At 71.9% G+C, this 24706-nt stretch carries 22 protein-coding genes; 11 read left to right on the forward strand and 11 right to left on the reverse strand.

Going from position 1 to position 24706, the window contains the following annotated elements; translation table 11 throughout:
- The first annotated feature begins 271 nt into the window (after nucleotides 1-271).
- Nucleotides 272-643 (forward strand): CBS domain-containing protein, encoded by a 372-nt coding sequence (locus tag ACWFRJ_RS12455; RefSeq protein ID WP_453528024.1) that lies wholly within the window; start codon nucleotides 272-274, stop codon nucleotides 641-643.
- Between the two features lie 392 nt (nucleotides 644-1035).
- Here ACWFRJ_RS12455 and ACWFRJ_RS12460 read toward each other — a convergent pair whose 3' ends face one another.
- The 3 genes from ACWFRJ_RS12460 to ACWFRJ_RS12470 all read right to left on the reverse strand — a co-directional run bounded on the left by ACWFRJ_RS12460 (nucleotide 1036) and on the right by ACWFRJ_RS12470 (nucleotide 4398).
- Nucleotides 1036-2028, reverse strand: a complete 993-nt coding sequence (locus ACWFRJ_RS12460) for an AraC family transcriptional regulator (protein ID WP_453528027.1) — start codon at nucleotides 2026-2028, stop codon at nucleotides 1036-1038.
- Between the two features lie 45 nt (nucleotides 2029-2073).
- Nucleotides 2074-2685 carry a TIGR03086 family metal-binding protein gene (locus tag ACWFRJ_RS12465; protein ID WP_453528030.1) on the reverse strand — a complete coding sequence of 204 codons (612 nt, stop codon included), beginning with the start codon at nucleotides 2683-2685 and terminating at the stop codon, nucleotides 2074-2076.
- Nucleotides 2686-2778: 93 nt separating this feature from the next.
- Nucleotides 2779-4398, reverse strand: coding sequence for an ABC-F family ATP-binding cassette domain-containing protein (locus ACWFRJ_RS12470; RefSeq protein WP_453528033.1), 1620 nt, complete (start codon nucleotides 4396-4398; stop codon nucleotides 2779-2781).
- A gap of 185 nt (nucleotides 4399-4583) precedes the next feature.
- Here ACWFRJ_RS12470 and ACWFRJ_RS12475 point away from each other — a divergent pair, with 185 nt between their 5' ends.
- The 3 genes from ACWFRJ_RS12475 to ACWFRJ_RS12485 all read left to right on the forward strand — a co-directional run bounded on the left by ACWFRJ_RS12475 (nucleotide 4584) and on the right by ACWFRJ_RS12485 (nucleotide 7222).
- Nucleotides 4584-6041: a phosphatase PAP2 family protein gene (locus ACWFRJ_RS12475; protein ID WP_453528036.1), complete on the forward strand. Its 1458-nt coding sequence runs from the start codon at nucleotides 4584-4586 to the stop codon at nucleotides 6039-6041.
- A 94-nt stretch (nucleotides 6042-6135) separates the two neighbouring features.
- Nucleotides 6136-6945 carry a class I SAM-dependent methyltransferase gene (locus ACWFRJ_RS12480; protein WP_453528039.1) on the forward strand — a complete coding sequence of 270 codons (810 nt, stop codon included), beginning with the start codon at nucleotides 6136-6138 and terminating at the stop codon, nucleotides 6943-6945.
- A gap of 106 nt (nucleotides 6946-7051) precedes the next feature.
- Nucleotides 7052-7222 carry a hydrophobic protein gene (locus tag ACWFRJ_RS12485; RefSeq protein ID WP_453528042.1) on the forward strand — a complete coding sequence of 57 codons (171 nt, stop codon included), beginning with the start codon at nucleotides 7052-7054 and terminating at the stop codon, nucleotides 7220-7222.
- Between the two features lie 23 nt (nucleotides 7223-7245).
- Here the strand turns inward: ACWFRJ_RS12485 and ligD are convergent, their stop codons facing one another.
- The gene (ligD, locus tag ACWFRJ_RS12490) at nucleotides 7246-8211 is read right to left on the reverse strand and encodes a non-homologous end-joining DNA ligase (RefSeq protein WP_453528045.1); all 966 of its coding nucleotides are present in this window, start codon (nucleotides 8209-8211) and stop codon (nucleotides 7246-7248) included.
- Nucleotides 8212-8418: 207 nt separating this feature from the next.
- Between ligD and ACWFRJ_RS12495 the strand changes: the two genes are divergently transcribed.
- The gene (locus ACWFRJ_RS12495; RefSeq protein WP_453528047.1) at nucleotides 8419-8958 is read left to right on the forward strand and encodes a hypothetical protein; all 540 of its coding nucleotides are present in this window, start codon (nucleotides 8419-8421) and stop codon (nucleotides 8956-8958) included.
- A 6-nt stretch (nucleotides 8959-8964) separates the two neighbouring features.
- On the opposite strand, the gene ACWFRJ_RS12500 is transcribed toward ACWFRJ_RS12495, so the two are convergent.
- Nucleotides 8965-10812 carry a transketolase gene (locus ACWFRJ_RS12500; protein WP_453528050.1) on the reverse strand — a complete coding sequence of 616 codons (1848 nt, stop codon included), beginning with the start codon at nucleotides 10810-10812 and terminating at the stop codon, nucleotides 8965-8967.
- Between the two features lie 337 nt (nucleotides 10813-11149).
- Between ACWFRJ_RS12500 and ACWFRJ_RS12505 the strand changes: the two genes are divergently transcribed.
- The 6 genes from ACWFRJ_RS12505 to ACWFRJ_RS12530 all read left to right on the forward strand — a co-directional run bounded on the left by ACWFRJ_RS12505 (nucleotide 11150) and on the right by ACWFRJ_RS12530 (nucleotide 16668).
- Nucleotides 11150-12250, forward strand: coding sequence for an enolase C-terminal domain-like protein (locus ACWFRJ_RS12505; RefSeq protein ID WP_453528053.1), 1101 nt, complete (start codon nucleotides 11150-11152; stop codon nucleotides 12248-12250).
- Complete coding sequence (locus ACWFRJ_RS12510; protein ID WP_453528056.1) at nucleotides 12247-12756, forward strand: hypothetical protein; 510 nt, start codon at nucleotides 12247-12249, stop codon at nucleotides 12754-12756. The genes ACWFRJ_RS12505 and ACWFRJ_RS12510 overlap by 4 nt, the downstream gene beginning before the upstream one ends.
- Nucleotides 12757-12766: 10 nt before the next feature.
- Nucleotides 12767-13120: a VOC family protein gene (locus ACWFRJ_RS12515; RefSeq protein ID WP_453528059.1), complete on the forward strand. Its 354-nt coding sequence runs from the start codon at nucleotides 12767-12769 to the stop codon at nucleotides 13118-13120.
- 67 nt (nucleotides 13121-13187) lie between these two features.
- On the forward strand, nucleotides 13188-13874 hold the full coding sequence (locus ACWFRJ_RS12520) for a GntR family transcriptional regulator (protein ID WP_453528062.1): 687 nt from the start codon (nucleotides 13188-13190) through the stop codon (nucleotides 13872-13874).
- A gap of 161 nt (nucleotides 13875-14035) precedes the next feature.
- Nucleotides 14036-15319, forward strand: coding sequence for an amidohydrolase family protein (locus tag ACWFRJ_RS12525; protein WP_453528065.1), 1284 nt, complete (start codon nucleotides 14036-14038; stop codon nucleotides 15317-15319).
- Between the two features lie 53 nt (nucleotides 15320-15372).
- Entirely contained in the window at nucleotides 15373-16668 is a 1296-nt protein-coding gene (locus tag ACWFRJ_RS12530; RefSeq protein ID WP_453528068.1) for an amidohydrolase family protein, read from the forward strand.
- A 54-nt stretch (nucleotides 16669-16722) separates the two neighbouring features.
- Here ACWFRJ_RS12530 and ACWFRJ_RS12535 read toward each other — a convergent pair whose 3' ends face one another.
- The 6 genes from ACWFRJ_RS12535 to ACWFRJ_RS12560 all read right to left on the reverse strand — a co-directional run bounded on the left by ACWFRJ_RS12535 (nucleotide 16723) and on the right by ACWFRJ_RS12560 (nucleotide 24672).
- The gene (locus ACWFRJ_RS12535; RefSeq protein ID WP_453528071.1) at nucleotides 16723-18702 is read right to left on the reverse strand and encodes a DUF5107 domain-containing protein; all 1980 of its coding nucleotides are present in this window, start codon (nucleotides 18700-18702) and stop codon (nucleotides 16723-16725) included.
- A gap of 40 nt (nucleotides 18703-18742) precedes the next feature.
- Nucleotides 18743-19363 (reverse strand): GNAT family N-acetyltransferase, encoded by a 621-nt coding sequence (locus ACWFRJ_RS12540; protein ID WP_453528074.1) that lies wholly within the window; start codon nucleotides 19361-19363, stop codon nucleotides 18743-18745.
- Nucleotides 19364-19415: 52 nt separating this feature from the next.
- A complete protein-coding gene (locus ACWFRJ_RS12545; protein WP_453528077.1) occupies nucleotides 19416-19661 on the reverse strand; it encodes a DUF1049 domain-containing protein in 246 nt (81 codons plus the stop codon).
- 132 nt (nucleotides 19662-19793) lie between these two features.
- On the reverse strand, nucleotides 19794-21602 hold the full coding sequence (locus ACWFRJ_RS12550) for a CocE/NonD family hydrolase (protein ID WP_453528080.1): 1809 nt from the start codon (nucleotides 21600-21602) through the stop codon (nucleotides 19794-19796).
- Between the two features lie 164 nt (nucleotides 21603-21766).
- Entirely contained in the window at nucleotides 21767-22690 is a 924-nt protein-coding gene (locus ACWFRJ_RS12555) for a S66 peptidase family protein (RefSeq protein ID WP_453528083.1), read from the reverse strand.
- Nucleotides 22687-24672, reverse strand: a complete 1986-nt coding sequence (locus tag ACWFRJ_RS12560) for a prolyl oligopeptidase family serine peptidase (RefSeq protein WP_453529601.1) — start codon at nucleotides 24670-24672, stop codon at nucleotides 22687-22689. Before ACWFRJ_RS12560 ends, ACWFRJ_RS12555 begins: the two co-directional genes overlap by 4 nt.
- Between the last annotated feature and the right edge of the window lie 34 nt (nucleotides 24673-24706).

Genomic DNA, 24706 nt, shown 5'->3' on the forward strand with positions numbered 1-24706 from the left:
CCTTGTGGGTGCCTTGGGTTGAAGAGTCACCGTGGGATGCGCGCGAGATCGCGACGGGGCACACCCGGGGCGAGCACAAGCCGCACCCACGGACGTGCCTCCGTTCCGAAGCACTGTCCACTTCGCCTGCCCCGAGGCCCTGGGGACAAACACGGGCCGCGACCAGGCACCGCATCGGTCGCCTCACATTCCTCCGGACGAACCCGCATGGACCGGTCCCACACGGGTACTGCGGCGAGACCAGTCACCCCCGCAGTGAAAGGCCCCCATCATGGCTGTTGTCGTAAGGGACGTCATGACACCGGGCGTCGTGGCGGTAGGCCCCGATGCCTCGCTGGTCGAAGCGGCTCAGCTGATGCGCGCGCAGGACATCGGCCATGTTCTGGTGGCCACGGCGGGCCGGGTGATCGGTGTGCTCACCGACCGGGACATCACGCTGCGCGCCGTCGCCGACGGCGCCGATCCCCTCACCGTCAGCGCGCAGGCCGTCTGTACCCCGAACCCGGTGATGGTCGCCCCGGATGACGCCGTGGCGTCGGCCGTCAGTCTGATGCTCGAGTACGCCGTGCGCAGGCTGCCGGTCGTCGAGAACGGACAGCCGGTGGGGATGGTGACCCTCGGGGATCTCGCCGCGTCGGCCTGAGCCGGACGGGTACGGCCCGTCGCCGCTGTTCGCACTCCAGTTCACTCCGCGGACCCGGCCCTCGGGCCGGGCGGGGTCCTGGCCCGGTCCGGAGGGAGCGGGTCCGGTTGCACAGGTGGTGCAGGGGGGAGCGACCGGACCCGCGGCGCGGGCCCGGCCCGGCCTGAGGCCGGGCCGGAACATCCCCGGTGGTCCGTCACGGCCGCGCCCTGGGGCGGGTTGAGGACCCGTGGGCAGCGACCGGCCCAACCGGTGACAAGTGAAACGATAAATCAGCCACCGGGCGGTCACGATCCGCTGAGCGCGGCCAGTGTCCGCATAGCGCACGGTTCAGCTTGGCGACGGTTCAACTCGAAGGCGATTCAGCTCGACGGCGGTTCAGCCGTGGCCGTTCAGCTCCGCAGCGTCTGGGACGGCAGCTCCCCGAACCGGGCGTGGTACTGCTCGGCGAACCTCCCCAGATGGCTGAAGCCCCACCGGTGCGCCACCTCACTCACACTGACCTCGCCGGGCTCCGCCGTCCGCAGTTCGTCGCGCACGCGGGTCAGCCGTACATCCCGTACGTACGCCATGGGTGACATCCCCACGTAGCGCCGGAAGGCCTCCTGGAGCCAGCGCACCCCGACCCGCGCCTCGGCGGCGAGCCCGGCGGGCGTGAACGGATGCTCGGGCCGCTCCTCGACGGCGTCCATCGCGCGTTTCACCGGCGCCGGGCGCAGCCTCTGTGCCGGGGCGGCGAGTTCGTCACGGTAGGGATGCTCGACGGCGAGCAGCAGCCCGTTCAGGATCGCCTCCTGGAGGGGCGCGGCGACCAGCGGTGACGTACAGAGCGACGGCTCGGCCTGCGACGCGCCGGGCTCCTCGCGCAGGTCCTCCATCACCGTCGCGACGAGCCGGGCCCAACTCCGGCCCGGACCACGGGTGGTGTCGAGTTCGGGGGCGAGCGTCAGCGGGGCCCGGACGGGCCGCCCGATGAGCTGCTCCAGGCGCTGGTCGAGCGTGTCGCGGTCGATCTTCACCGCAAGGATCCGGCAGTCGCCCGTCCAGCGCTCCACCACCGTGTCACCGACGGGCTGGAACACCCCGGCCCGCTCCGCCGTCGCGACGGTGCGCGCGCCGCCGCCCTGCCGGAAGTGCATCTGCCCGCCGAGCGGGATGTTCACGTGGTACGCGCCCAGTTCGCCGACCCGGATCCGCACATCGGCGCCGCAGCTCAGCTCGCCGACGGTGAGCGCGCCGAGCTGCCCGATGACGAACTCGGCCCGGAAGTCGCCAGGACCGCCGATGACATCCATGAAGTTGCTGTAGAACGCGGCAGTGATCATCTGCCGTGCCGCGTCCACGTCCGCCGTCCTGAAGAACGTCCTCGACGCCTCGCCGCTCACGCGTGACTCACCCGCTCCCCCGACCTCACTCGCTCTGCCCCGCGGCTACACCCGGCGCCCCAGCAGATTCAGCAGCTCCGTCTGCGCGTCGGCGCCCTGTGGTGGTTCCACCGCGGGGGCGAAGACCCCGCTCTTCGCCAAGTCCGCAGCGTACGGCTTGGTTTCCCGCAGGGAGAAGGTAACGAGATCATCCGGAAGCTTTTCGTCCGCGCCGATCGCCCGGGACAGATCCCAGGCGTGCACGACGAGGTCGGTGATCATCTGCCCGAGGTAGAACTCCGCCGCGCTGTCGCCGAAGGAGAGGTGGACCGTGCGGTCGATGGCGCCCGGCTCGCGGAACGCCTCGCGCGATGCGGCGGCCGCCGTGTCCCAGGAGGCGACCGGGTCGGGGCCGAGCATGTCGCCGTCGAAGGCGTCGCCGACGGATTCCATGGTGGCGCCGTCGCGGACGAGCGAGGGCACCCAGAGCTGCTCGGTGGTGAGGTGGTTGACGAGGTCGTGCACGGACCAGTCGGTGCACGGCGTCGACGCGTCCCACTGGTCGGCCCCGACCGCGTGCACGCGGTCGGTGAACAGTTCGAGGGCGGCCGAGTGCCGGGCGAGAAGCGGGTGGCCCGCCGGGTCGGACGGGCCCGCTGTACCAGTCGTGTCTGCCATACCCGCCATTGTCCTCCTGGAGGCGGCAGGCGCTACCGCTTGCGGTTCTTCCGGAAGGCGGAAAGCGGAAGGCGGCAGAAGCCGACAGAGCCGCTACCGCTTGCGCTCCACCCGCCGCTCGTCCCACACCGGCTCCTGCGTCTCGCGCACGAGGCCGTCGCTGCCGAAGACGAGGTAGCGGTCGAAGGAGCGTGCGAACCAGCGGTCGTGCGTCACGGCGAGCACAGTTCCCTCGTACGCCTCGAGACCCTCTTGGAGCGCCTCGGCCGACTCCAGGTCGAGGTTGTCGGTGGGCTCGTCGAGCAGCAGCGCCGTGGAGCCCTCCAGCTCCAGGAGCAGGATCTGGAAGCGCGCCTGCTGGCCGCCCGAGAGCCGCTCGAAACGCTGCTCGGCCTGGCCGGTGAGCTCGTACCGGCGAAGGCGTGACATGGCGGGCCCCTTGGCCTGGGCGTGCTCGCGCCACAGGATGTCGAGGAGCGTGCGGCCAAAAAGCTCCGGGTGGGCGTGGGTCTGCGCGAAGTGTCCCGCCACGACGCGCGCGCCGAGCTTCCAGTCGCCGCTGTGCGAGACGTCGCCGCCGGCGAGGAGACGCAGGAAGTGCGACTTTCCGGAGCCGTTCGAGCCGAGGACGGCGACGCGCTCGCCGTAGAAGACCTCCAGGTCGAAGGGCTTCATGAGGCCGGTCAGCTCAAGACCCTTGCAGGTGATGGCCCGGATGCCGGTGCGCCCGCCGTGCAGCCGCATGGTGATGTCCTGCTCGCGCGGCGGCTCGGGCGGCGGTCCCGCCTCCTCGAACTTACGCAGGCGGGTCTGCGCGGCTGCGTACCGCGAGGCGAGCTCATGGCTGATCGATGCGGCCTGCCGCAGGCTCAGCACGAGCTTCTTCAGCTGGGCGTGCTTCTCGTCCCAGCGCCTGCGCAGCTCCTCGAAGCGCGCGAACCGCTCGCGCCGGGCCTCGTGGAAGGTGGAGAAGCCGCCGCCGTGCACCCAGGCGTCGGCGCCCGCGGGCCCCGGCTCGACGCTGACGATCTTCTCGGCGGCGCGGGCGAGGAGCTCGCGGTCGTGGGACACGAAGAGGACGGTCTTGCGGGTCTCCCCGAGCCGCTCCTCCAGCCAGCGCTTTCCGGGCACGTCGAGATAGTTGTCCGGCTCGTCGAGGAGCAGCACCTCGTCTCCGCCGCGCAGCAGGGCTTCGAGCACCAGGCGCTTCTGCTCACCGCCGGAGAGGGTGCGGACCTCGCGGAACTGCGCCTTGTCGTACGGGATGCCGAGCGCGGCGGTGGTGCACATGTCCCAGAGCGTCTCGGCCTCGTAGCCGTGTGCCTCGGCCCAGTCGGAGAGCGCCTGGGCGTACTGGAGCTGGGCGGCCTCGTCGTCGACGGTCATGATCAGGTGTTCGGCGACGTCCACGGCCTTCGCGGTCTCGCGGATACGGGGGTTCGACACGGAGACGAGCAGGTCGCGCACGGTCGTCTCGTCGCGCACGGAGCCCACGAACTGCGGCATGACGCCGAGGCCGCCGCTGACGGTGACGGAGCCGCCGTGCGGCTGGATCTCGCCCGAGATGAGGCGGAGCAGGGTCGTCTTGCCCGCGCCGTTCGCCCCGACCAGGGCGACGATCGAACCCTCGCCGACACGGAAGGAGACATCACCGAGCAGGGCTCGGCCGTCCGGCAGGTAGTACTCGATGTGCGCGGCTTCCAGATGTCCCATGCGGAGATTGTCTGTGGGGGGTGCACGTTGCTGCAAATGCGTTTCGTCTCCCCCGTCCCGGGCCACTTCCTGGGCCCGCTGTCCCGGCCCGCGGTTCAGGGTCGCATTCCGACGGTTTCCCGACGGTTTTCCGACGCTTCCGGCGACGAGGGAGAGTGAATCGCCCTCCGGGGTACCCGCGCCCCATGCCTCTGCGAACCCGCCTCATCGCCCTGGACCACCGCACCTTCGACGCGGTCGCCACCCGGCACTGGCCGGGCGCCGACCGGCTCCTGCCCCGCCTCAGCCGCAGCGCGAACCACGGTCTCCTATGGTTCGGCGTGGCCGCCGGGATCGCCTCGACCCGTACGCCCCGCGCACGGCGTGCCGCGCTGCGCGGGACCATGTCGCTCTCGCTCGCGTCCGCCGCAGTCAACACCCTCGGCAAGCGCTCGGTGCGCCGGGCCAGGCCGCTGCTCGACGGGGTGCCGCTGATGCGCCAGCTGAAGCGGCAGCCGATCACCACCTCCTTCCCCTCGGGGCACTCCGCGTCGGCTGCCGCCTTCGCCACCGGGGTGGCGCTGGAGTCGCGGCGCTGGGGTGCGGGCGTCGCGCCGGTCGCCGGCGCCGTCGCGCTGTCCCGGGTCTATACCGGTGTGCACTTCCCGAGCGACGTCCTCGCGGGGGCGGCGCTCGGTGCGGGCGCGGCCTTCGCGGTGCGTGGCCTGGTGCCGACCCGCGATCTGCTGCCGCCGCCGGGCAGGCCCCGCGTCGACGCCCCCGCCCTGCCCGGCGGCAAGGGCCTGGTGCTCGTGGTCAACTCCGCCGCCCGCGCCCCCGAACGTACGGATGCGTTACGGGAGGCACTGCCGCTCGCCGAGGTCGTGGAGTGCCGACCGGAGTATCTGGAGGTGGAGTTGGAGAAGGCCGCCGCGCGGGCACGGGTGCTCGGCGTGTGCGGCGGGGACGGCACCGCGAACGCGGCGGTGCCCGTCGCCCTGCGTCACCGGCTGCCGCTCGCGGTCCTGCCGGGCGGCACGCTCAACCACTTCGCGTACGACATCGGGGTCGAGGAGCCGCGTGATCTCTGCCGGGCCGTCGAGGCGGGGGACGCGGTCGCCGTCGACGTCGGGCGTTTTTGCACCGACAGCGGTTCGCGGGGCTACTTCCTCAACACCTTCAGCCTCGGCGTCTACCCCGAGCTCGTGCGGCTGCGCGACCACTGGGCCCACCGCGTCGGCAGCCGGGCCGCCGCCGTCCTCGCCGCCACCCGCCTTCTCCGCTCCGAGCGGCAGCCCCTGAGCGCCGAATTCGGTGGCAGGCAAAGGGCGTTGTGGCTGCTCTTCGCGGGCAACTGCACGTATCACCGGCTCGGGTTCACGCCCGGCCGCAGGCTGGATCTGGCCGACGGACTGCTCGACGTACGCCTCGTGCACGGTGGCCGCAGGCCCGGCGCGCGGCTGCTCGCCGCGGCGCTCGCGGGGCCGCTCAGGCGCTCACCGGCGCAGGCCGCCGCGCGGCTTTCCAGGCTGCGGGTGGACGGCCTGGAGCCGGGGACCGTGGTGGCGTACGACGGTGAGGTGACCGTCGTCCACGACGGGCTGCTCATCGACAAGCTGCCCGAGTCGCTGACCGTGTACCGGCCGTTCCCACTTGGCCGGTGACCACATAGTGATACATGGGTCTCATTATTCGACATGGCGGCGTACCGTTCGATCCACCGCAGCGAGCGGCAGCGAACGTGAAGGAGTTCCCGTCATGCCGGAGGAGACCGCCGTCTACACGCACGGACACCACGAGTCCGTCCTGCGCTCCCACACCTGGCGGACCGCCGCCAACTCGGCCGCCTACCTCGTAGATTCGCTCAAGCCGCACATGCGGATCCTGGACATCGGCTGCGGCCCCGGCACGATCACCGCCGACCTGGCCGAGCTCGTCCCCGAGGGACATGTCACGGGCGTCGACCACGCGCCCGGCATCCTGGACCGCGCCCGCGCGACGGCGGCCGAACGGGGCCTTGAGAACGTGGAGTTCGCCGTCGCCGACGTGCACGCCCTGGACTACCCGGACGACTCCTTCTGCGTGGTGCACGCGCATCAGGTGCTCCAGCACGTCGGCGACCCGGTGCGCGCCCTGAGCGAGATGCGGCGCGTCTGCGCGCCGGGCGGCATCGTAGCCGCCCGGGACGCGGACTACTCGGCGATGAGCTGGTACCCGAACTCCCCCGCCATGGACGGCTGGCTGGACCTGTACCGGCGGGTGGCCCGCGCCAACGGCGGCGAGCCGGACGCGGGCCCCCGCCTCAAGTCCTGGGCGCTGGAGGCCGGTTTCGACGACGTCACCGCGAGCGCGAGCACCTGGTGCTACAGCTCGGCGCAGGAGCGCGCCTGGTGGAGCGGGCTCTGGGCGGACCGCACGGTCGCCTCCGCGTACGCCGGACGCGCGGTGGACGGCGGGCACGCCGACGCCGGTGAGCTGCGGGCGATCGCCGACGCGTGGCGGGAGTGGGGAGAGCGCGACGACGGCTGGTTCGCCGTGCTGCACGGAGAGATCCTCTGCCGGAAGTGACGTACCGCGCTTGCGGGAGGTGACGCGTGGCGTCACTCACAGGTCCTCACATCCCTGCGTAGAGCGGCTGGTTGGGGATACCCGGGGCAGCAGGAGGTAAGACACTATGGTTCCTGTTCTGCTCGTCCTTCTGCTGGCCCTGCTGCTCTTCGGCGCGGGGTTCGCCCTGAAGATCCTGTGGTGGGTCGCCATCGTCGTGCTGGTCGTCTGGCTGGTCGGGTTCCTGATGCGCAGCACGACGGCGACCGGAACGAGGTCCCGCTGGTACCGGTGGTAGCCGTCGAGCGGTGGTAGCCGTACTCATCCGCTCAGCGCACGCAGCTTGCGGCGCGCCGGTCCCAGTGCCCGCCCCGAGCGCAGCAGGCCCGCCCAGGGATTGGTGCGGGCCTGCTCTACCGCGTCCGCGATGGTCCAGCGCCGCGCCCCGAGCGCGGGGTCGTCGAGGTCCTCCCAGGCGACGGGCACGGCGACCGGGGCCCCTGGCTTGGCACGGACGGAGAAGGGGGCGACGGCGGTCTGCGCGTACGCGTTGCGCTGCACGTCGAGGTAGAGGCGGTCGCCGCGGTCCTTCTTGCGGGCGGCCGTGGTGAGCTGCTCGGGGCGGGCCCGCGCGAGGGTCTCGGCGACGTCCTTGGCGAAGGCGCGTACGTCGTCGAAGTCGTGGCGACCGTTGAGCGGCACGATGACGTGCAGGCCGCGTGAGCCCGTGGTCATCAGGGCGGACGGCAGGCCGATGTGGTCGAGCAGTTCACCCACGAGCCGCGCCGCCTCGCGCACCTGGCCGAAGTCGTCCTCGGCCGGGTCGAGGTCGAAGACGAGCCGGTCGGGATGGGTGACACCGCCGACGCCGCCGACCCGGGACGTCCAGCGGTGCAGGGTGAGGCAGGCCTGGTCGGCGAGGTAGAGGAGCGTGGCGGTGTCGTCGCACACGGTGTGGGTGACGGTGCCGCCCTCCTTGGCGACCTCGGCGCGAGTGATCCAGTCCGGGTAGTGGTCGGGGGTGTCCTTCTGCATGAAGCGTGGCCCGCCGACGCCGTCCGGGTGCCGCTCCAGCATCAGGGGTCGGCCGCGCAGGTGGGGCAGCATGAACGGGGCGACGGCCCGGTAGTAGTCGGCGAGGTCCCCCTTCGTATAGCCCGCCGAGCCGCCTCCGCCTCCGTCTCCGTCTCCGTCTCCGCCCTCACTCTCGGCAGGGAAGAGAACCTTGTCGGGACGGTGCAGCTCTACGGTGCGGCGTCCCGCCCGCAGCGTTCGTGCGCTGGTCATGTGGGGTTCCTTTCATGCTGCACAGGGGTGCTGACAACACCTGAGGACGGGGGCCGACAGGCGTGCCCCGGGCCGCGTACGCCGGAAGGATTCGACAAGACGGTTCAGGTCGGACCGTAGTGAGCGAGGCGCGCCATGGCGAACGGAACGCGGAGATATCCCGGACACCCGGCAAGGGACCCGGTGAGGGACCCGGCAAGGGACCCGGTGAGGGAGCGGCCGGGCGGTGGCGAACCCGCCGCTCCCCCGCCCGTCCACGCCGCGTTCGCGCTCTGGATCACCGCGGTCGTGGCGGGCTTCTTCGAGACGGTGCTCATGGTCGGTCGTCTCATCGCCGAAGACGGCACCTCCGCCGGGGAGATCGCGGGCGGCCTGCTGCTGCGGATGACCGTGTTCTCGGCGGCCGTCCTGCTCGCCGTCCAACTGCGCCGCGGCAGGAACTGGGCCCGCCTGACGCTCGCCGCGGGGCTCGGCGTCATCGGCACGCTGTCCCTGGTGATCGAGCCCGTGCGGTGGCTGGCCGACGGGCACACCCTGGGGGACGCCTTCCGGGATCTGGGGGCGGTGGACGTGCTGCTCGGGGCGAGCCGCGTGCTGCATCTGAGCGCGGTGCTCGGGGCGATGGTCCTGATGTTCCTGCCCACGGCCAACGCATGGTTCCGGACGCGCCCCACGTTCGTGGCGCGGCCCACGTTCAGAGCGCGCTCCACGTCCGGGGCGCGCTCCACGGATCCCGAGCAGCACTGACCGGACCTACCGTACGACCGCCTGCTCCACGAGCAGCCGCGCCGCCGTCGCGATGGACTCGGCGTCGATGCCGGCCGCGTGCAGTTGCTCGTCGGGGGACGCCGAGCCCGGCATCGTCCTCACCGCGAGCCGCACCAGGCGCGGCACCGGGCCCCCGTCGCCGAAGGCCTCGAACACGGCGTCGCCGATGCCGCCCTCCGGGCGATGGTCCTCGACGGTGAGCAGGCAGCCGGTGCGCGCGGCGGCCTCACGCAGGGTCGCGCGGTCGACGGGCTTGACGGAGTACAGGTCGATGACCCGCACCTGGATCCCCTCGCGGTCCAGGAACTCGGCGGCGGTCAGCGCCTCGTGCAGGGTCACGCCCGCCGCGACGAGCGTGAGCCGGTCGGCGTCGGAAGAACGCAGGACCTTGGAGCCGCCGACGGGGAACTCCTCGCCGGGCCCGTAGATGACGGGCGTGTCCCCACGCGACGTACGCAGGTACCGCACGCCGTCCAGGCCCGCCATCTGCGCGACGAGCTGCCCCGTCTGGTGGGCGTCGCACGGATACAGGACCGTCGAGCCGTGCACCGCGCGGAACATCGCCAGGTCTTCGAGGCCCATCTGGGAAGGACCGTCCTGGCCGATGGCGACGCCCGCGTGGGATCCCACGAGGTTGATGCCCGCGCCGCTGATCGCCGCCATGCGGATGAAGTCGTGGGCGCGGGTGAGGAAGGCGGCGAACGTCGACGCGTACGGGACCCAGCCGCGGGCCGCCAACCCCACTGCGGCGGCGACGAGTTGCTGTTCGGCGATGTAGCACTCGAAGTAGCGCTCGGGGTGCTCCTTGCCGAAGTACTCGGTCCGCGTCGAGTCACCGACCTCCCCGTCGAGGGCCACGACGTCGCCGCGCGCGGTGCCGAGCGCGGCGAGCGCCTGGCCATAGGCGGTGCGGGTGGCGACGGAGTCGCCGACCTCGTGGCGCGGCAGCTCCAGATGGCCGCTGCGCGTCGCGTGCAGTGCCCGCGCGGCGGCGGGCTTGCGCACCTCGACACGTACGTCGTGTACGCCGCCGAGCTCCTCGATCGCCGCTTCCGCGTCCGGCAGCGGCTTGCCGTGCATGCCCTCGCGGTCCTCGACGGAGGCGACGCCCTTGCCCTTGACGGTGCGGGCCAGGATGGCGGTGGGCCGCCCGGTGGTGGAGCGTGCCTCCCCGAAGGCGCGCTCGGCCTCGTCCAGGTCGTGGCCGTCGATCTCGACGACGTGCCAGCCGAAGGCGGTCAGACGGCGGGCGTAGGCGTCGAGATCCCACGCGTGGCGGGTGGGGCCGCGCTGTCCGAGGCGGTTGACGTCGACGATGGCGGTCAGATTGTCCAGGTGCTCGTACCCCGCGTGCTCGGCGGCCTCCCACACCGAGCCCTCCGCCAGTTCGCTGTCGCCGCACAGCACCCAGACCCGGTAGGGGATCCGTTCGAGCCGCTTGCCCGAAAGGGCCATGCCGACGCCGACGGGGAGCCCCTGGCCGAGGGAGCCGGTGGCGGTCTCGACCCACGGAACGCGGCGCGGCGTCGGATGCCCTTCCAGGCGGCTGCCCTGCTTGCGGAAGGTCAGCAGCTCGCTGTCGGTGACCACGCCCGCCGCCTTGTACGCCGCGTACAGGAGGGGAGAGGCGTGTCCCTTGGAGAGGATGAAGCGGTCGTTGCCGGGGTGGTCGGGCCGGTCGAAGTCGTAGTGCAGGTGGCGCGCGAGGAGCACCGCCATCAGGTCGGCCGCGGACATCGAGGAGGTGGGGTGCCCGGATCCCGCCGCATCCGCGGCCCGGACGGAGTCGACCCGCAACTGCCTTGCGAGCGGGGCGAGTTCATTGCTTGTCATGGCTGGGCCTCCTTGGGTGCGGGCTCGCGTCCGGCGGTCCACCGGTCGCGTCGGCCGTCGGTTCCTTCCGTGCGTGACCTCCCAACGACCCTGGCACGCGGGACCTCCCGATTGCCCCGGCGAACCGCCGTCAAACTCAGCCGAACCCCAACGAACTCCCCCTGGATTCCGACGGCCCGGACCGGCGCGGACGCCGTTTGACCGGCGGGCCCGGGGATACCCGTACGGGGCGCCGCCGCAGGTGGTCGCAGGTGAACGGGGCGCGATCCGATGCCGCTCCTCCCCCGCGGCCCCACCTCCATCTCCCACCCCTCGCACGCGATCCAGGACGGTTCCGATGAAGGACGCAGTGCCCATCGAAATCCCGGCCATGTCCGCCTATCTGGTGCCCGCTGACGCCCCCGAGGCGGACGGCACCCTCGCCTGGGAGAGCACGAGCATCGTGATCGTCGAGGTGACCGCGGGCGACGCGACGGGCACGGGCTGGACCTACGCCCCCGCGGCCACCGTGCCGCTGATGGCCGAGCAGCTCGTCCCTGCCGTCACGGGCCTGGACGCGCTCGACATCCCCGCCGCGCACACGGCGATGACGAAGGCGATCCGCGACACCGGCCGCCCCGGTGCGGCGTCGTGCGCCATGTCGGCGATCGACATCGCCCTGTGGGACCTGAAGGCACGCCTTCTGGAGATCCCGCTCGTACGTCTCCTGGGCGCGGCCCGCGACGAGGTCCCCGTCTATGGGAGCGGGGGCTTCACGACGTACCACGACACGCATCTGGCGGCCCAGCTCAACGGCTGGGTGCACGGCCAGGGCATACCCCGCGTGAAGATCAAGATCGGTGAGGCCTGGGGACGGGCGGCGGCCCGCGACGTGCTGCGGGTGCGCACCGCGCGTGACGTCATCGGCACGCAGGCCGAGTTGTACGTCGACGCGAGCGGCGGCTACACCCGCAAGCAGGCGATCCGGGTGGGCCGGGCGCTCGCCGAGCACGGTGTGGGCTGGTTCGAGGAGCCGGTGCCGTCGGACGACCTGCGGGGGCTCGCCCTCGCGCGGGACGCGCTGGTCTGCGACGTGGCGGCCGGCGGGTACGGCTACGACCTCTCGTACTTCGCGCGGATGATCCCCTCCGTGGACTGCCTCCAGCTGGACGCGACCCGCTGCGGCGGCCTGACCGAGTGGCTGCGCGCGGCGGCACTCGCGCAGGCGCACGGGATCGAGGTCTCGGCCCGCTGCGCCCCGCACGCACATGCCGCGGTCGCCGCGTGCGTACCGAATCTGCGGCACATCGAGTGGCTGCACGACCATGTGCGGGTCGAGTCGATGTTCTTCGACGGCGCCCTCGACCCGACGGGCGGCGTCGTCCGACCCGACGGCGGCATCGGCCACGGTCTGGAGCTGCGGCGCACGGAGGAGGTCGAGGAATACCGGGTCGCGTGAGGGAGCACGGGATCGGGGGCCGGTCAGGGGCCGGCAAGTCCTCGGTGGGCCTGGAGGTCGCGGCGCTGCTGCGGGCGGCGGACGTGGGGCACGCGTACATCGAGGGCGACGCCCTGGACGCGGTCCATCCGGCGCCGGACGGCGACCCCGACCGCTCCCGGACCACCGGGCGCAATCTCGCGGCGCTCTGGGCGAACTACACGGACCTCGGCTGCCACCGTCTCGTCCACACGAACACGGCGAGCGTCCTGGCGAGCGAGGAGCGGCTGTTCACCGGCGCCCTGCGCCGCCCGCGCATCGTCCACGTACTCCTCACGGCGTCGGACGCCAGCGTCGAGGAGCGTCTGACGACCCGCGAGCTGGGCTCGGAGCTCGAACAGCAGCTGCGCAGAAGCGCGTTCATGGCCCGGCGCCTGGAGGAGCGCGCGGCCGATGTGGTCGCCGCCACGGGGTGGAAGTCCCGGAAGTCCCCGGAAAAGATCACGGATAGGGGCCCGGCCAACTAGGCTCGCCGGTATGGAAATCCTGGGAACCACGCTGCGCATCTGCGTCGAGGACCTGGAGTCCTCGGTCGCCTTCTACGAACGTCTCGCGGGCGCTCCCGCACAGCGTTTCGAGCGTGAGGGCGTGTCGGTCGCGGCGATCGGCTGCTTCCTGTTGATGAGCGGGCCGGAGAAGGAGATCGAGATCCTCCGGAAGATCTCCGCGACGATCGCCGTGGAGAACGTCGACGAGGCGTACGCCGTCCTGAACGCGTCCGGCGCCAAGGTCATCGCGGGCCCCATCGCGACCCCGGCGGGTCGCAACCTCATCGCGATGCACCCGGACGGCACGGTCTTCGAGTACGTGGACCGGCACGCCGAGAGCTGAACCGCGAGGACCTGTATGCCCCGTATCCTCCACGGCAGGCAAGCAGGCCGAACGGAGGACGGTGCACGTGGCGGACAGTACGGCGTCGGGCGGTGCGGAACGGGTGTCGTTGAGCGCCCAGGCGCGCGAGGCCGTCCGGCAGCGCATCGTGGACCGCCGCTATCCGCTGGGCGCGCGCCTGGTGGAGCGCGAGGTCGCCGAGGAGCTGCGGATGTCGCGGGTCCCCGTGCGGGAGGCGATGCGCGCGCTGGTCGCCGAGGGCCTGCTCGAGCTGCTCCCGCACAGCGGGGTGCGGGTCCGCCGCCTGGAACCCGCCGATGTGCGGCACTTGTACGAGGTGTGGGAGCCGCTCGCGGTCCAGGCGTCCCGGCTCTCCGCGCGCCGGGTGGCAGCGAGCGCGCCGGACGAGCCACCGGGGCTCGCCGCGCTGCGGGCCACACTCGGCCAGGCGGAACAGGCGTCGGACGTGGACGACGGGCCGCGCGAGGTCGCCGCGCACACGGCGTTCCACGAGGGCATCGTGACCCTCTCCGGCAATCCCCTCCTCGCCCGCACGATGGAGCAGCTGAGCTGGCAGCTCCAGCTCCTGTTCGGCATGCGCGTCGAGCCCGACCACATGCGGGCCCAGCACGACCTCATCTACCGGCAGATCGCGTCGGGCGACGAGGAGACGGCGGCGGCGAGCACGCTGCTGCACGTACGGGACAGCCAGGTGGTGGCGCTGCGGTCGCTCTTCGAGGAGAGCACTTCTTAACAGCGGAACCCGCTGTATACCAAAAACCCCGTACCTCACCATCACTCCGAGTTCCGCCCTGTACAAACCCGCACATTCCCTTACCCCTCCTTGCGAGCCACTCCGGCTTGGTATACAAACTGCGGACGCGTTCCCTCCGCAACCCGTCCTGGAGCAGCCCCATGTGCGTCGAGTCCATCCCTCCGCCCTCCTCCCGGCTCACCCGGCGTGGTGTCCTCGCGGGTGCGGCCGCGCTCGCCGGGACCACGGCCGTGCTGACCGCCACCGCGCCCCAGGCGAACGCCGCCCCGCGCGAGGGGCAGGGTCACCGTCAGGCCGGTGGCGATCTGGTCATCGAGGGCGGCACGCTCCTCGACCCCGCGACCGGTGAGGTGACCGAGGACGCGGTGGTCGTCATCGTGGACGGCGTCGTCCGCTCGGCGGGCAGGCGCGGCCGGGCCGATGTGCCCGAAGGCGCCGAGGTGCTCGACGCGCACGGGCGCTGGATCCTGCCGGGGCTCGTCGAGGCGCACATCCATCTCAACACCGCCGCCGAGGCGCGCGACGCGGTGCTGCTCGGTGCGACCAGCGCCCGCAGCGGCTCGACCAACTTCTACCAGGACATCGCCGTACGGCAGTTGGCCCGTGAGGCACCCGAGCAGGCGCCCCGGCTTCGCGCCGCCGGAATCTTCGTCTCGCCGGACCTGGGCGACACGATCCTCGCCGACCCGGAGCTGACCCCGCTGGCCAGGCTGCGCGACGGCGTGCGCTCGCCCGAGGCGCTGCGCCGCGTCGTCGAGGTCAACCTCGCCCGTGGCGCCGACGTCATCAAGACCCGGGTCAACGAGCGGGCGGGCCTGCCCGAGCAGGATCCGCTGGCCCAGGTGTACGACCGCGAGCAGTTGTCCGCCGTGGTCGCGGCGGCCCGGCGCGGCGGCAAGGGCGTGCTCTGCCACAGCTACAGCGAGAAGGGCTGCCACGACGCCGTCATGGCGGGCATCCGCTCCCTTGAGCACGGCGCCTTCGTCGGCGAACACACGCTGCACGAGATGCGGCGCAGGGGAACGTACTTCACGCCGACCCTCACCGCGATCGCCGGGCTCGCCGACTCGTCGGACCCGGTGCTCGCGGAGCGCGGGCGCCAGTACCTGCCGGTCCTGAAGCGGGCCGTGCTCGCCGCGCACGAGATGGGTGTGCCGCTCGCGGCGGGCACGGACTCGTCCGGCGGGAAGATCAAGCCCATCGGCCGCGAGGTGGAGCTGATGCACGCGGCGGGGCTCTCCGCGCTCGACGCGATCCGCACGGCCACCACGGGCGCCGCGAAGCTGCTCGGCCTCGACCGCACCGCGGGCCGCCTCGCGCGCGGCTTCGCAGGCGACGTGCTCCTCGTGGACGGCGACCCGCTGTCCGACGTGACGGTCCTCAAGAAGCCCGTACGCGTGGTCCGTTCGGGCATCGCGCTCTGAACCCCACCGAGCCACCGAGCCACCGAGTCCCCCCACCCCTGAAGGAGACCTCCATGACGCCCCTCTCCCGTCGCGGCGTACTCGCCGGTGCCGCAGCCCTCGCGGGTACCGGCGCCGCTCTTTCGGCCGCCGGCCCGGCCGCCGCCGCTCCCCACGGCGACGGCAAGCGCCCCAAGGCCGTCGTGTTCCGCAACGTCCGCCCCTTCGGCGCGAAGAACACCGTGGACCTGACGGTGGTCGACGGCCGGATCACGGACGAGCGGGCGCCCAAGGGCGCCAAGGTGATCGACGGCGGCGGGCGCGTCGCCCTGCCCTCGCTCGTGGACGCCCACATCCACCCGGACAAGACGACGTGGGGCAGTTCCTGGGTCTCGCGGAAGCCCGCGAGCGGCATCGCCGACTACTGCGCCCAGGACGTGGAGATCTTCAAGAGCCAGAAGCGGCCCGTCGGCGAGCGCGCGTACGGCCTGATGTCCCACGCCGTGACCCGCGGCACCCGCGCGATGCGCGCCCACGTGGATGTGGCGCCCGCCTACGACCTGGCCGGGGTCGAGGGCGTGAACGCGGCCCGCGAGCGGCTGCGCGACGCGCTCGACGTGCAGATCGTGGCCTTCCCGCAGCACGGCGTGGTCCGGACCCCCGGGACGGCGGAACTCCTGGAGGAGGCGGCCCGTTCCGGCTCGATCGACCTGGTCGGCGGCATCGATCCGATCAGCTTCGACCACGCGATGGACGAGCAGCTCGACCTCGTCTTCGGTCTCGCCGACCGCCACGGGGTCGGCGTGGACATCCACCTGCACGACCGCGACGAGAAGGGCACGGAGGTCCTGCGGGCGATCATCGACCGCACCAAGGCGCTCTCCCTGCGCGGCAAGGTCACGGTCAGCCACGTCTTCTGCCTGCCGAACCTCTCCGACACCGACCTGGGCAGGATGGCGGCCGACCTGGGCGAGCAGGACATCTCCCTGACGACGGTCGCGCCGAACGAGTCCCTCGTCCTGCCGATCGCGAAGCTGCGCGAGCACGGAGTGCGGGTCGGGCTCGGCTCGGACGGGGTGCGCGACGCGTGGAGCCCGTTCGGCAACGCGGACATGCTGCACCGCGCGCACATCCTCGGCTGGGTCACCGACGTCCGCCTGGACGACGAACTGACCGACTGCTACAACGTGGGCGCGCACGGCGGCGCCGATGTGATGGGCCTCGACCACGCGGACCTGAAGCCAGGCGCCCCGGCCGACTTCATCCTCGTACGCGGGGAGTGCCTGCCGCAGGTCCTTGTGGACATGCCGCAGCGGGACATGGTCGTGCACGGCGGTCGTGTCGTGGCCAGGAACGGCGAGTTGGCGTAACCGGCCCCTGGAGGGGGCTGCTGCCCCGCCCCCTCCAGGTCTCCCCAGGCACTTTCACTCCTCCGGAGCGGCCCGCATCCGGTAGTCGTACCGGGCGGGCACCTCCTCGTCGGTCACCGCGCGCCACAGTTCGCCGAGGATCTCGGCGCCCTCGCGCAGGTCGGCCACCTCGAAGCCCTCGTCGAAGACCGCCCGCGCCGCGGCCGTCTCTCCCTCCGCCAGGAGCAGTTGGACCTCGACGAGGCGGAAGCGGCCCTCCGCGCGCGTCGACGGGTGCAGGCGTTCCCACACTCCGCGTGCCACCGCCTGGCGTCCGGCCGCGAGCAGGACGCCTATGGCCTCCCTGCCGAGGGCGGCGCCCACGGACGTCCACAGGACACCGTCGTCGCGCCGTTCCTGGCACAGGTCGTCGAAGGCTTCCGCGTACCGGTCGGCGGCGCGCTCGATGTGATCCTCGTCCTGATCGGCGACCGCCAGGCAGCGCAGCAACGGCCATCGTGACGGGGCGAGTTCGAGCCCGCGCTCCCAACTTCGCACGGCCTGCGCACGGTCGCCCGCATGCCACTGGGCCACTCCCAGGTGGTACTCGGCGACCGGCCGCGCGGGCGCCGTCTCCAGCATGTCCCGCCAGTGCGGAGCGACCAGGGTCGGCCCCGGCGGCACCACGCGGCGCGGCTCGGGCACGGCCCCGGAGTGCAACAGCTCCAGCCACGGCGTCTGTTCGGGGCCAAGGGTGGACTCGGCGAACGGCGTGCCCGGCAACTTGTAGTTCGCGCGCAGGACTTCGAGCGCGCCCCACCCGGACCCGGTGGCGAGCACCTCACCCGGCTCGGTGTCGGCGCACGGCCGCCACGCGTCGAACGCCGTCTCCACCGCGGCCCGCGGCAGCGCGTCGGTGAGCCGCGCCTGAACCTCCTCGCGCGCGGCCAGCCAGTCGTCGCCGTGCACCGGGCCGGGCTCCGCCGACAGCGGCCCGTACGTCTCCAGCCACGCGAACTCACTCTCGGCGTCCAGGCGTACGTGCTCGAGCTGGGTCCGGGCGAGGCCCGCCTGGATCTCCGCGTACCCGCCGGTGCCCGGCTCCGTCAGCCACTCCTGCCAGCGCTGCCCGCCCGTGCCGGAACCCCACACGAAGAGCTTGCGGCCGCGAAGGAGGTCGGTCGACGTCTGGACGAGGCCGTGTCCTTCGTCGTCGAGCGCGGCGATCCACCGGCGCGCCCGGTCCGGTACGTCGTAGAAGTAGTCGGCGGCGTACTCGCTGCGGGGTGGATACGTCCGGTCCACCCCGTCGGTCTGAGGCACCGGCACCTTGCGCAGACCGCCCGCGTACCCGAAGTGCCAGGCCTCGTCGGCCGGGGCGATGACCCGGCGCTCCTGGGGCACGGCGATGTTGGACCACCAGTAGACCGGCACCGCCTTCTCGTGCGGATTGCGGATCCGCACCCCGACGTGCAGGAAGTCGGAGTCTTCGGGGAGCCACAGATCCACCTGGAACGGCACGTCGCGCAGCCGCTCCCACTCCCAGAGCCGCAGCATCTCGCCGCCGTCGGGCGCCGTCACGCGTGCGGCGTGCAGCGGCGCGCAGGACAGGGTCGTATGACCGGTGGCGCCTATGTTCCACTCGATGCCGCCGGAGAACCAGGCGCCGTTGAGCGCGAAGGCCGCGGGCTGCAACACCGGGTTGCGGTAGAGGAGTTCGCGGCCTGTCGGCTTGTGGAAGAGGGAGTGGACCCGGCCGCCGAAGCCCGGCAGGACGGTGGCGCGCAGCCGGTCGTTCTCGATGACCAGGGTGTCGAGCGTCGTGTCGGTGCGCTCGCGTCCGTACCCGTCGAGCACGCGCGTGGGCAGGATGCCGCGCAGCGGCTCGTACCCCAGCTGCCGCGCCATGTCGCGTGGCAGCCCCTCTCTGCCGCGCTCGTCCAGGGTGTGCACTTCGCGCAGCGGCCGCAGGGGCGGCAGGGGGTTCTCGGGGCCCAACGGGGCGGCGGGCAGCGTCAGTACGTCACGTCGCACGGTGGTCGTCACGATCACCATGGAACACGGTCGACGCCGTCCCGACCAGGGGCTATCCCGGTCAGGATTGCGCAAAGCCACGCTGTCCGTCCGAGCGGCACGGCTGATCCGTGGCGGTCAGCGCCCATCGTTCGTGGTCGCGCCAGGCCCCGTCGATGTGGAGGAAGTCCGGCGAGAAGCCCTCAAGGCGGTAGCCGCAGCGGCGGGCGAGCGCGATCGACGCGGTGTTGCCGGGCTGGACGTTGATCTCCAGGCGGTGCAGCTTCAGTACGTCGAAGGCGTACCGCGTGACGAGTCCGAGCCCCTCGCTCATCAGGCCACGGCCCGCCGCGTGCGCGAAGGCGCCGTATCCCAGCGCACCGCACAGGAAGGCGCCCTCGACGATGTTGTTGATGTTGATGAACCCGGCGATGGATCCACCGGCACCGCTCCCCCGCTCCCGCTCGCAGACCAGGAACCCGGCCCTGGCCCCGCCCTCGATGAGCGCGCCCGCGTACGTGGCGTACGCCTCGTCCGTGACGGGCGGGAAGAGCCAGGGGCTGTGCAGCTCCCGGCTCTCGCGCGCACGCCTGGTGAACTCGGGGCCGTCGGCGTAGGTGAAGGGGCGTATGCCTACGCGAGGTCCCTCGGCGAGGTGAGCGGTGCGGTTGGTGCTGTCGGTGCTGTCGGTGCTGTCGGGCATCCGGACACGCTAGCCGTTCGCCTTGCGGGGCAGCTCCCTCATGTACGTCCCCTCACTTGCGCCGCCGCATGAAGTACGCCCCGCACAGCGCGCCGATCAGGCCGGTGCCGAGCAGCGCCACCCACAGAGGCATGGTCACCTCGGGGATCAGCAGCCTGATCTTGGTGTGCCGGGTGTTCTCGAAGATGAAGACCAGCGTGAGGACGGCGAGCACGGCGACGGCGATCCTGCCGGGCGTGATGACGCCCCCGCCGCCCGAGCCGCTCTTGGAGCCGCCCGTGGAGGTGTTGGGACTCATACGTGGACACCCTTCCGTCGGAGCTTCGACCGGCCTCCCCCGTCCAGCATGGGCAGCTGGACGGGGGTTCGCGCGCGGTGGACGCCCCTCCGGGTTGGGGGTGTGGGCCGTACGGGTGAGTCTCGGGAGAGGTCAGCGCACGACAGGCAGCTGGAGCACCCCGGTGTCGTCGGGCGCGCTGGTGACGGTCACCGGCTTCACGCCCCGGTTCCCCGCGTACGCGTCGTCGCTCGCCGCCACCACGAACTGCAGCTTGTGCCCCGCCTCGTACCGGTGCACGATCCCCGGCAGCGACACGGTGAACGGCTTCGTCACGTCCGGCGCGCGCACGGGCGACACGAGCCGGTGAACCAGCGTCTTCTTGCCGTCGGGCGCGACGTCGTACAGCTTGGCGAAGAGGACCAGCTTGTCGGCCGCGTCGCCGGAGTTCTGCACCCTCTCGGTCCTCGGCGATACGACCTTGAGGGTGGCCTTCGCGGAGCCGACGACATCCACAGGTCCTGTCAGCGGTTCGCTCGTCCAGTCGAGGTAGGTGCCCTTGGTGTCGTGCGGCGCGGGGTCGGGCAGGCCGATGAGGCCGGCGAGGGAGCTCTCGGAGTGGCTCGTGGGGATCAGCCAGTTCCGGTACTCACGGCTGCCGCGCGCGACCTTCTCGCGGTTGTCGACGAGCTTGCCGTCGCCGGACAGGTACAGCTTCTGGCTCAGGGACGGCACCTTCGCGGCGGTCGCGTAGGAGCCGTTCGGTCCGCTGTCGGCGGGGACCCAGTCCTGGTGGTAGGCGAAGGCGGGCCCGGTGTCGGCGCCCTTGTTCTTCCGGAGGTAGCGGTCGAACCACGACAGGACGCGCTTGCCGACGTAGCTCGTCTCCAGGTTGCCCTCGGCCATGTTGAGTTCACCGGACGCCGCGTCGGTGAGACCGCCGCTGTGGCCCGCGGACTGCCAGATCATCTTCGTCGTGGTGCCCTGCGCCTTGAGCGTCTCGTACGTCGCCTGCGCCTCGCTGAGGTTGAACAGGCTGTCGACCTGCCCCTGCACAAGGAGCGTCGGCGTCTTGACCTGCGGCAGGTACGAGACGGGCGAGACGCTGCGTGCGTACTCCTGGAGGGCCTCGGTCTTGTCGGCGGGATAGCGGCCCGAGTTGAGCGTACGGATCGTCTCGCAGGCCTTCGTGACGAAGTGCAGGCAGGTGAGGGAGTTGATGCGGGAGGGGTCCAGGCTCGGTTCGAGGAGCGGCTGGCCCTCGCCGATGAGGTAGAAGCCGTTCATCCACTGCCACTTGGAAGCGCCGGGGACACTGCGGTCGGACGCGTTGTTCGGGTCGAGCGAGTAGCTCAGGTCGTTCCAGGTGATCATCGGTACGAGGGCGTCGACCCGGCGGTCCACGGCGGCCGTCGCCATTTGGACCGCCCCTCCGTACGAACCGCCGATCATGCCGACGCGTGGATCGGCCTTGGCGTCCTTGGTGACGTAGTCGATGGTCGTGCCGTCGTCGGCCGCGCGCTTGCCCGCGAGGAAGTCGACGAGCCCCGATGCCGCCTTGCCGTCGATCTTCGGGTCGTCGAGGGAGATCAGGCAGCCGGACTTGCCGAAGCCGAGCCCGGAGTAGACGAGCCCGACATAGCCGCGCTCGGCGAAGGCCTTCCCGGTGGCCGCCGTCCCGCCGTCCGACTTGCTGCCGCCGAAGCCGTTGGTGGTCAGGACGGCGGGCGCGGGGTGCGCGGCGTCCACTGAGGCGGGGCGGTAGAGGTCGGCGTCGACGGTACAGCTCCTGCCGCCCGCTTCGACGGTGAACTTCAGCGGGGTGACCGTGAACTGACCGGTCGCGCTCGCGGGCGCCGGTGCCGCGAGCGCCAGGGGTGCGGCAAGCGCGGCTCCCACGGCGAGGGCCAGCGGCGCGCGGGAGCGGGAGAGGGCACGACGGGGTGCGGTACGACGGGACACGAGACCTCCACGCTGAGGACAACCGACTACCGACCGGTAAGTAGCCGGTCAGAGGTCATGTTGTGACACGTGTCAGGTGCTGGTCAACGCTCGTGACAGGAGTTTCTCGCAGCGAATTGACGGAAATTCAGCCAGGAAGGACGACGGTCATCCGGGCAGGGCCCTCACGTCAGCGCGGGCACGTCCAGTGTCAACGTCACCGCTTCCACGTCCAGTTCAGCCGCAACCCCGAACGGAATCGTCAGCGCCCCGTCGCAGTGCCCGAACCCGAACTCCTCGACGATCGGCACCCCGAGCCCGCCGAGCCGGTCGAGCAGCAGCTCCCGCACCGTTTCGTACGGATCGCAGTTCACCCACGAGCCGAGCGCGATCCCGTTCACCCCTTCCAGCCATCCCGCGCGCACGAGTTGGGTGAGATAGCCGTCGAGGCGGTAGGGCTCCTCGCCGATGTCCTCCAGGAAGAGAAGGCCGCCCCGCGCCGACGCGCGTCCCCCGGGAGCGCCGATGTCCGAGGCGAGCAGGGAGAGGCAGCCGCCGAGCGTGACGCCCCGCGCGCGGCCCGGCACGAGAGCGGTACCGGCCGAGGCGATCACCTGGACCTGCTCCGGTTCGAAGAGCGTGGCCCTCAAGTGCTCCTGCGCGCGGGTGTTCTTGAGGAAGTCGAGGGCCGCGACCATCGGGCCGTGCAGTGTCGCAAGGCCAAGCCGTGCCGCGAACGCCTCGTGCAGGGTGGTGATGTCGCTGTAGCCGACGAAGACCTTGGGTCCCGCCGCCCGCATCGCCGTCCAGTCGAGCGACTCCACCATCCGCATCGCACCGTAGCCGCCGCGCGCGCAGATCACCGCCGAGACGGAAGGGTCGCACCACGCCTCCTGGAGGTCACGGGCGCGGTCGGCGTCCGTGCCCGCGAGGTAGTCGAACCGCGGGTGCCGTTCCAAGGTGTGAGGGGCGACGACCGGTTCCAGGTCCCAGGCGCGCAGGATGTCGAGGCCCGCCTGGAGCCGGTCCTCCGGGAGGGGCCCGCTGGGCGCGACGACGGCGACCCGCGCGCCGGGGGTCAGCCGGGCGGGCCGTATCAGGGGGTTCACTTGGAGAGCTCCAGGATGGGGGTTTCACCGGACAGGCCAAGGCGGAAAACCTGGGCGTACAGGGAGAGTTCGGACTCAAGTGCCCGGATCAGGGTGTCCGCGCGGCGGAATCCGTGCCCCTCGCCCTCGAAGGCGATGTAGGCGTACGGCACGTCCCGCCCTTCGAGCTCGGAGACGAACCTCTCGGCCTGCTCGGGCGGACAGATCACGTCGTCGAGTCCCTGGAGCAGCAGGAAGGGCGCGCTGACCTGGTCGGCGTGCTCCGCGGGCGAGCGCTCCACGTACCGCGTCGGCACCTCGTCGAACGGCCCGATCATCGAGTCCAGGTACCGGGACTCGAAGTCGTGGGTTCCGCCCGCCGCCCATTCCGTGAGGTCGAGGACCGGATAGATGATCGTGCCGCAGGCGTACACGTCCGTCGTGGTCAGTGAGGCCGCAGTGGTCCAGCCGCCCGCACTGCCGCCGCGGATCGCGAGGCGGTCGCGGTCGGCGGTGCCCTCGTCGGCCAGGGCGAGGGCGACGGCCGCGCAGTCCTCCACGTCGACGACGCCCCACTGCTCGCGCAGGCGGTTGCGGTACGCGCGGCCGTAGCCCGTGGAGCCGCCGTAGTTGACCTCGGCGACGCCGATGCCGCGCGAGGTGAAGTAGGCGATCTCCAGGTCGAGCACGAGCGGGGAGCGGCTTGTGGGGCCGCCGTGCACCCACATCACGTACGGCGGGAGTTCGTCGTCGGGGGCGACGTGGGTCGGGTGGTGCGGGGGGTAGACGTGCGCGTGGATCTCGCGGCCCGCCGGGCCGCTGAAGGTGCGGATGCGCGGCTCGGGGTAGTACGCGGCGTCCACCGGGTCGTCGTGCGCGGCGCCTATCACGCGGGCGCGGCCGGTGCTGGTGTCCAGCTCCACGACCTCGTACGCGCTGCGGGGGCTGGCCGCGACGCCGACGGCGCGTGTGCCGTTCACGGCGACGGTCGCCGACCACTCGGTCCAGGGGCCCGCCGCGTCGACGACTTCGCCGGTCTCCGGGTCGAGCACACCGAGCGCGGTGGCTCCTTTGCCGTGCACGACGGCGATCAGTCCGCTGTCCAGGGGCGCGAACCAGCCGGAGCCGACCTGCCACAGAGGTCCGCCGAACTCCTCCTCGCGCGGACAGAGCGGCGTTCCGTTCCCGCCGTCGGCGGGATCACCGCGGTAGAGATTCCACCACCCGGTCCGGTCGCTCACGTAGAGGAGCCGCCCGTCGGGTGCCCACTCCACCTGCGCGACGGACTCCTCCGGGCCGCCCGCGAACACCCGCGGGGCGCCGAACGTGCCGTCCTCACGGACCCCGGCGACAAGGAGTTCCGTGCCGTCCCACGGCATCCGGGGGTGGTCCCACGCGATCCAGGCCACGTGGGCGCCGTCCGGCGAGAGGCGGGGTCCGGTGATGAACCGATGCCGGTCGTCGGAGAGTTCGCGCACAGCCGCGCGGTCGCCGGCCGCCGAGCCGTCGAGCGGTACGGCGACGGCGACCCGCCGTACGTCGGTGGGTCCCTCGCCGGTGAACTCCTCCAGGACGCACCAGACCTCGCGCCGGTCCAGGTGCACGCACAGATCGATGTACCGCAGGCCGCCGCCCACGTCGGAGAGCGGGGTCAGCGGGCGCGGCGCGGACCCGGGTGCGTCGGGCTCGTACGCGTACAGCCGCTGGTCGGAGAAGTTGGCGAACACGACGAGCGGCCCGTCCGGCGCGTCGGCCCCGGCCCATGAACGCCCCCCGTACTCCATGACCCGGCTGCGTACGTTCCACGGCTCGGGCAGCACGGACTCCTCCGCGCCGCCCGGACGCCGCCGCACCAGGGCGCGCCTGCCGCCTTCGGCGGGCCTCGGCTCGGTCCACCACGCCTCGTCCCCGACGAAGCCCACATGGGCCGGGGACCCGTCGTGGGCCGCGGCGAGCGCCGCGTCGATGGGCGACGGCCATGATCCGTAAGCCTGGGTCTGCATCATGTCCTTCTCTTCCCCCATGATCGGTTGTCTT

The sequence above is a fragment of the Streptomyces sp. NPDC055239 genome, from assembly GCF_053606205.1.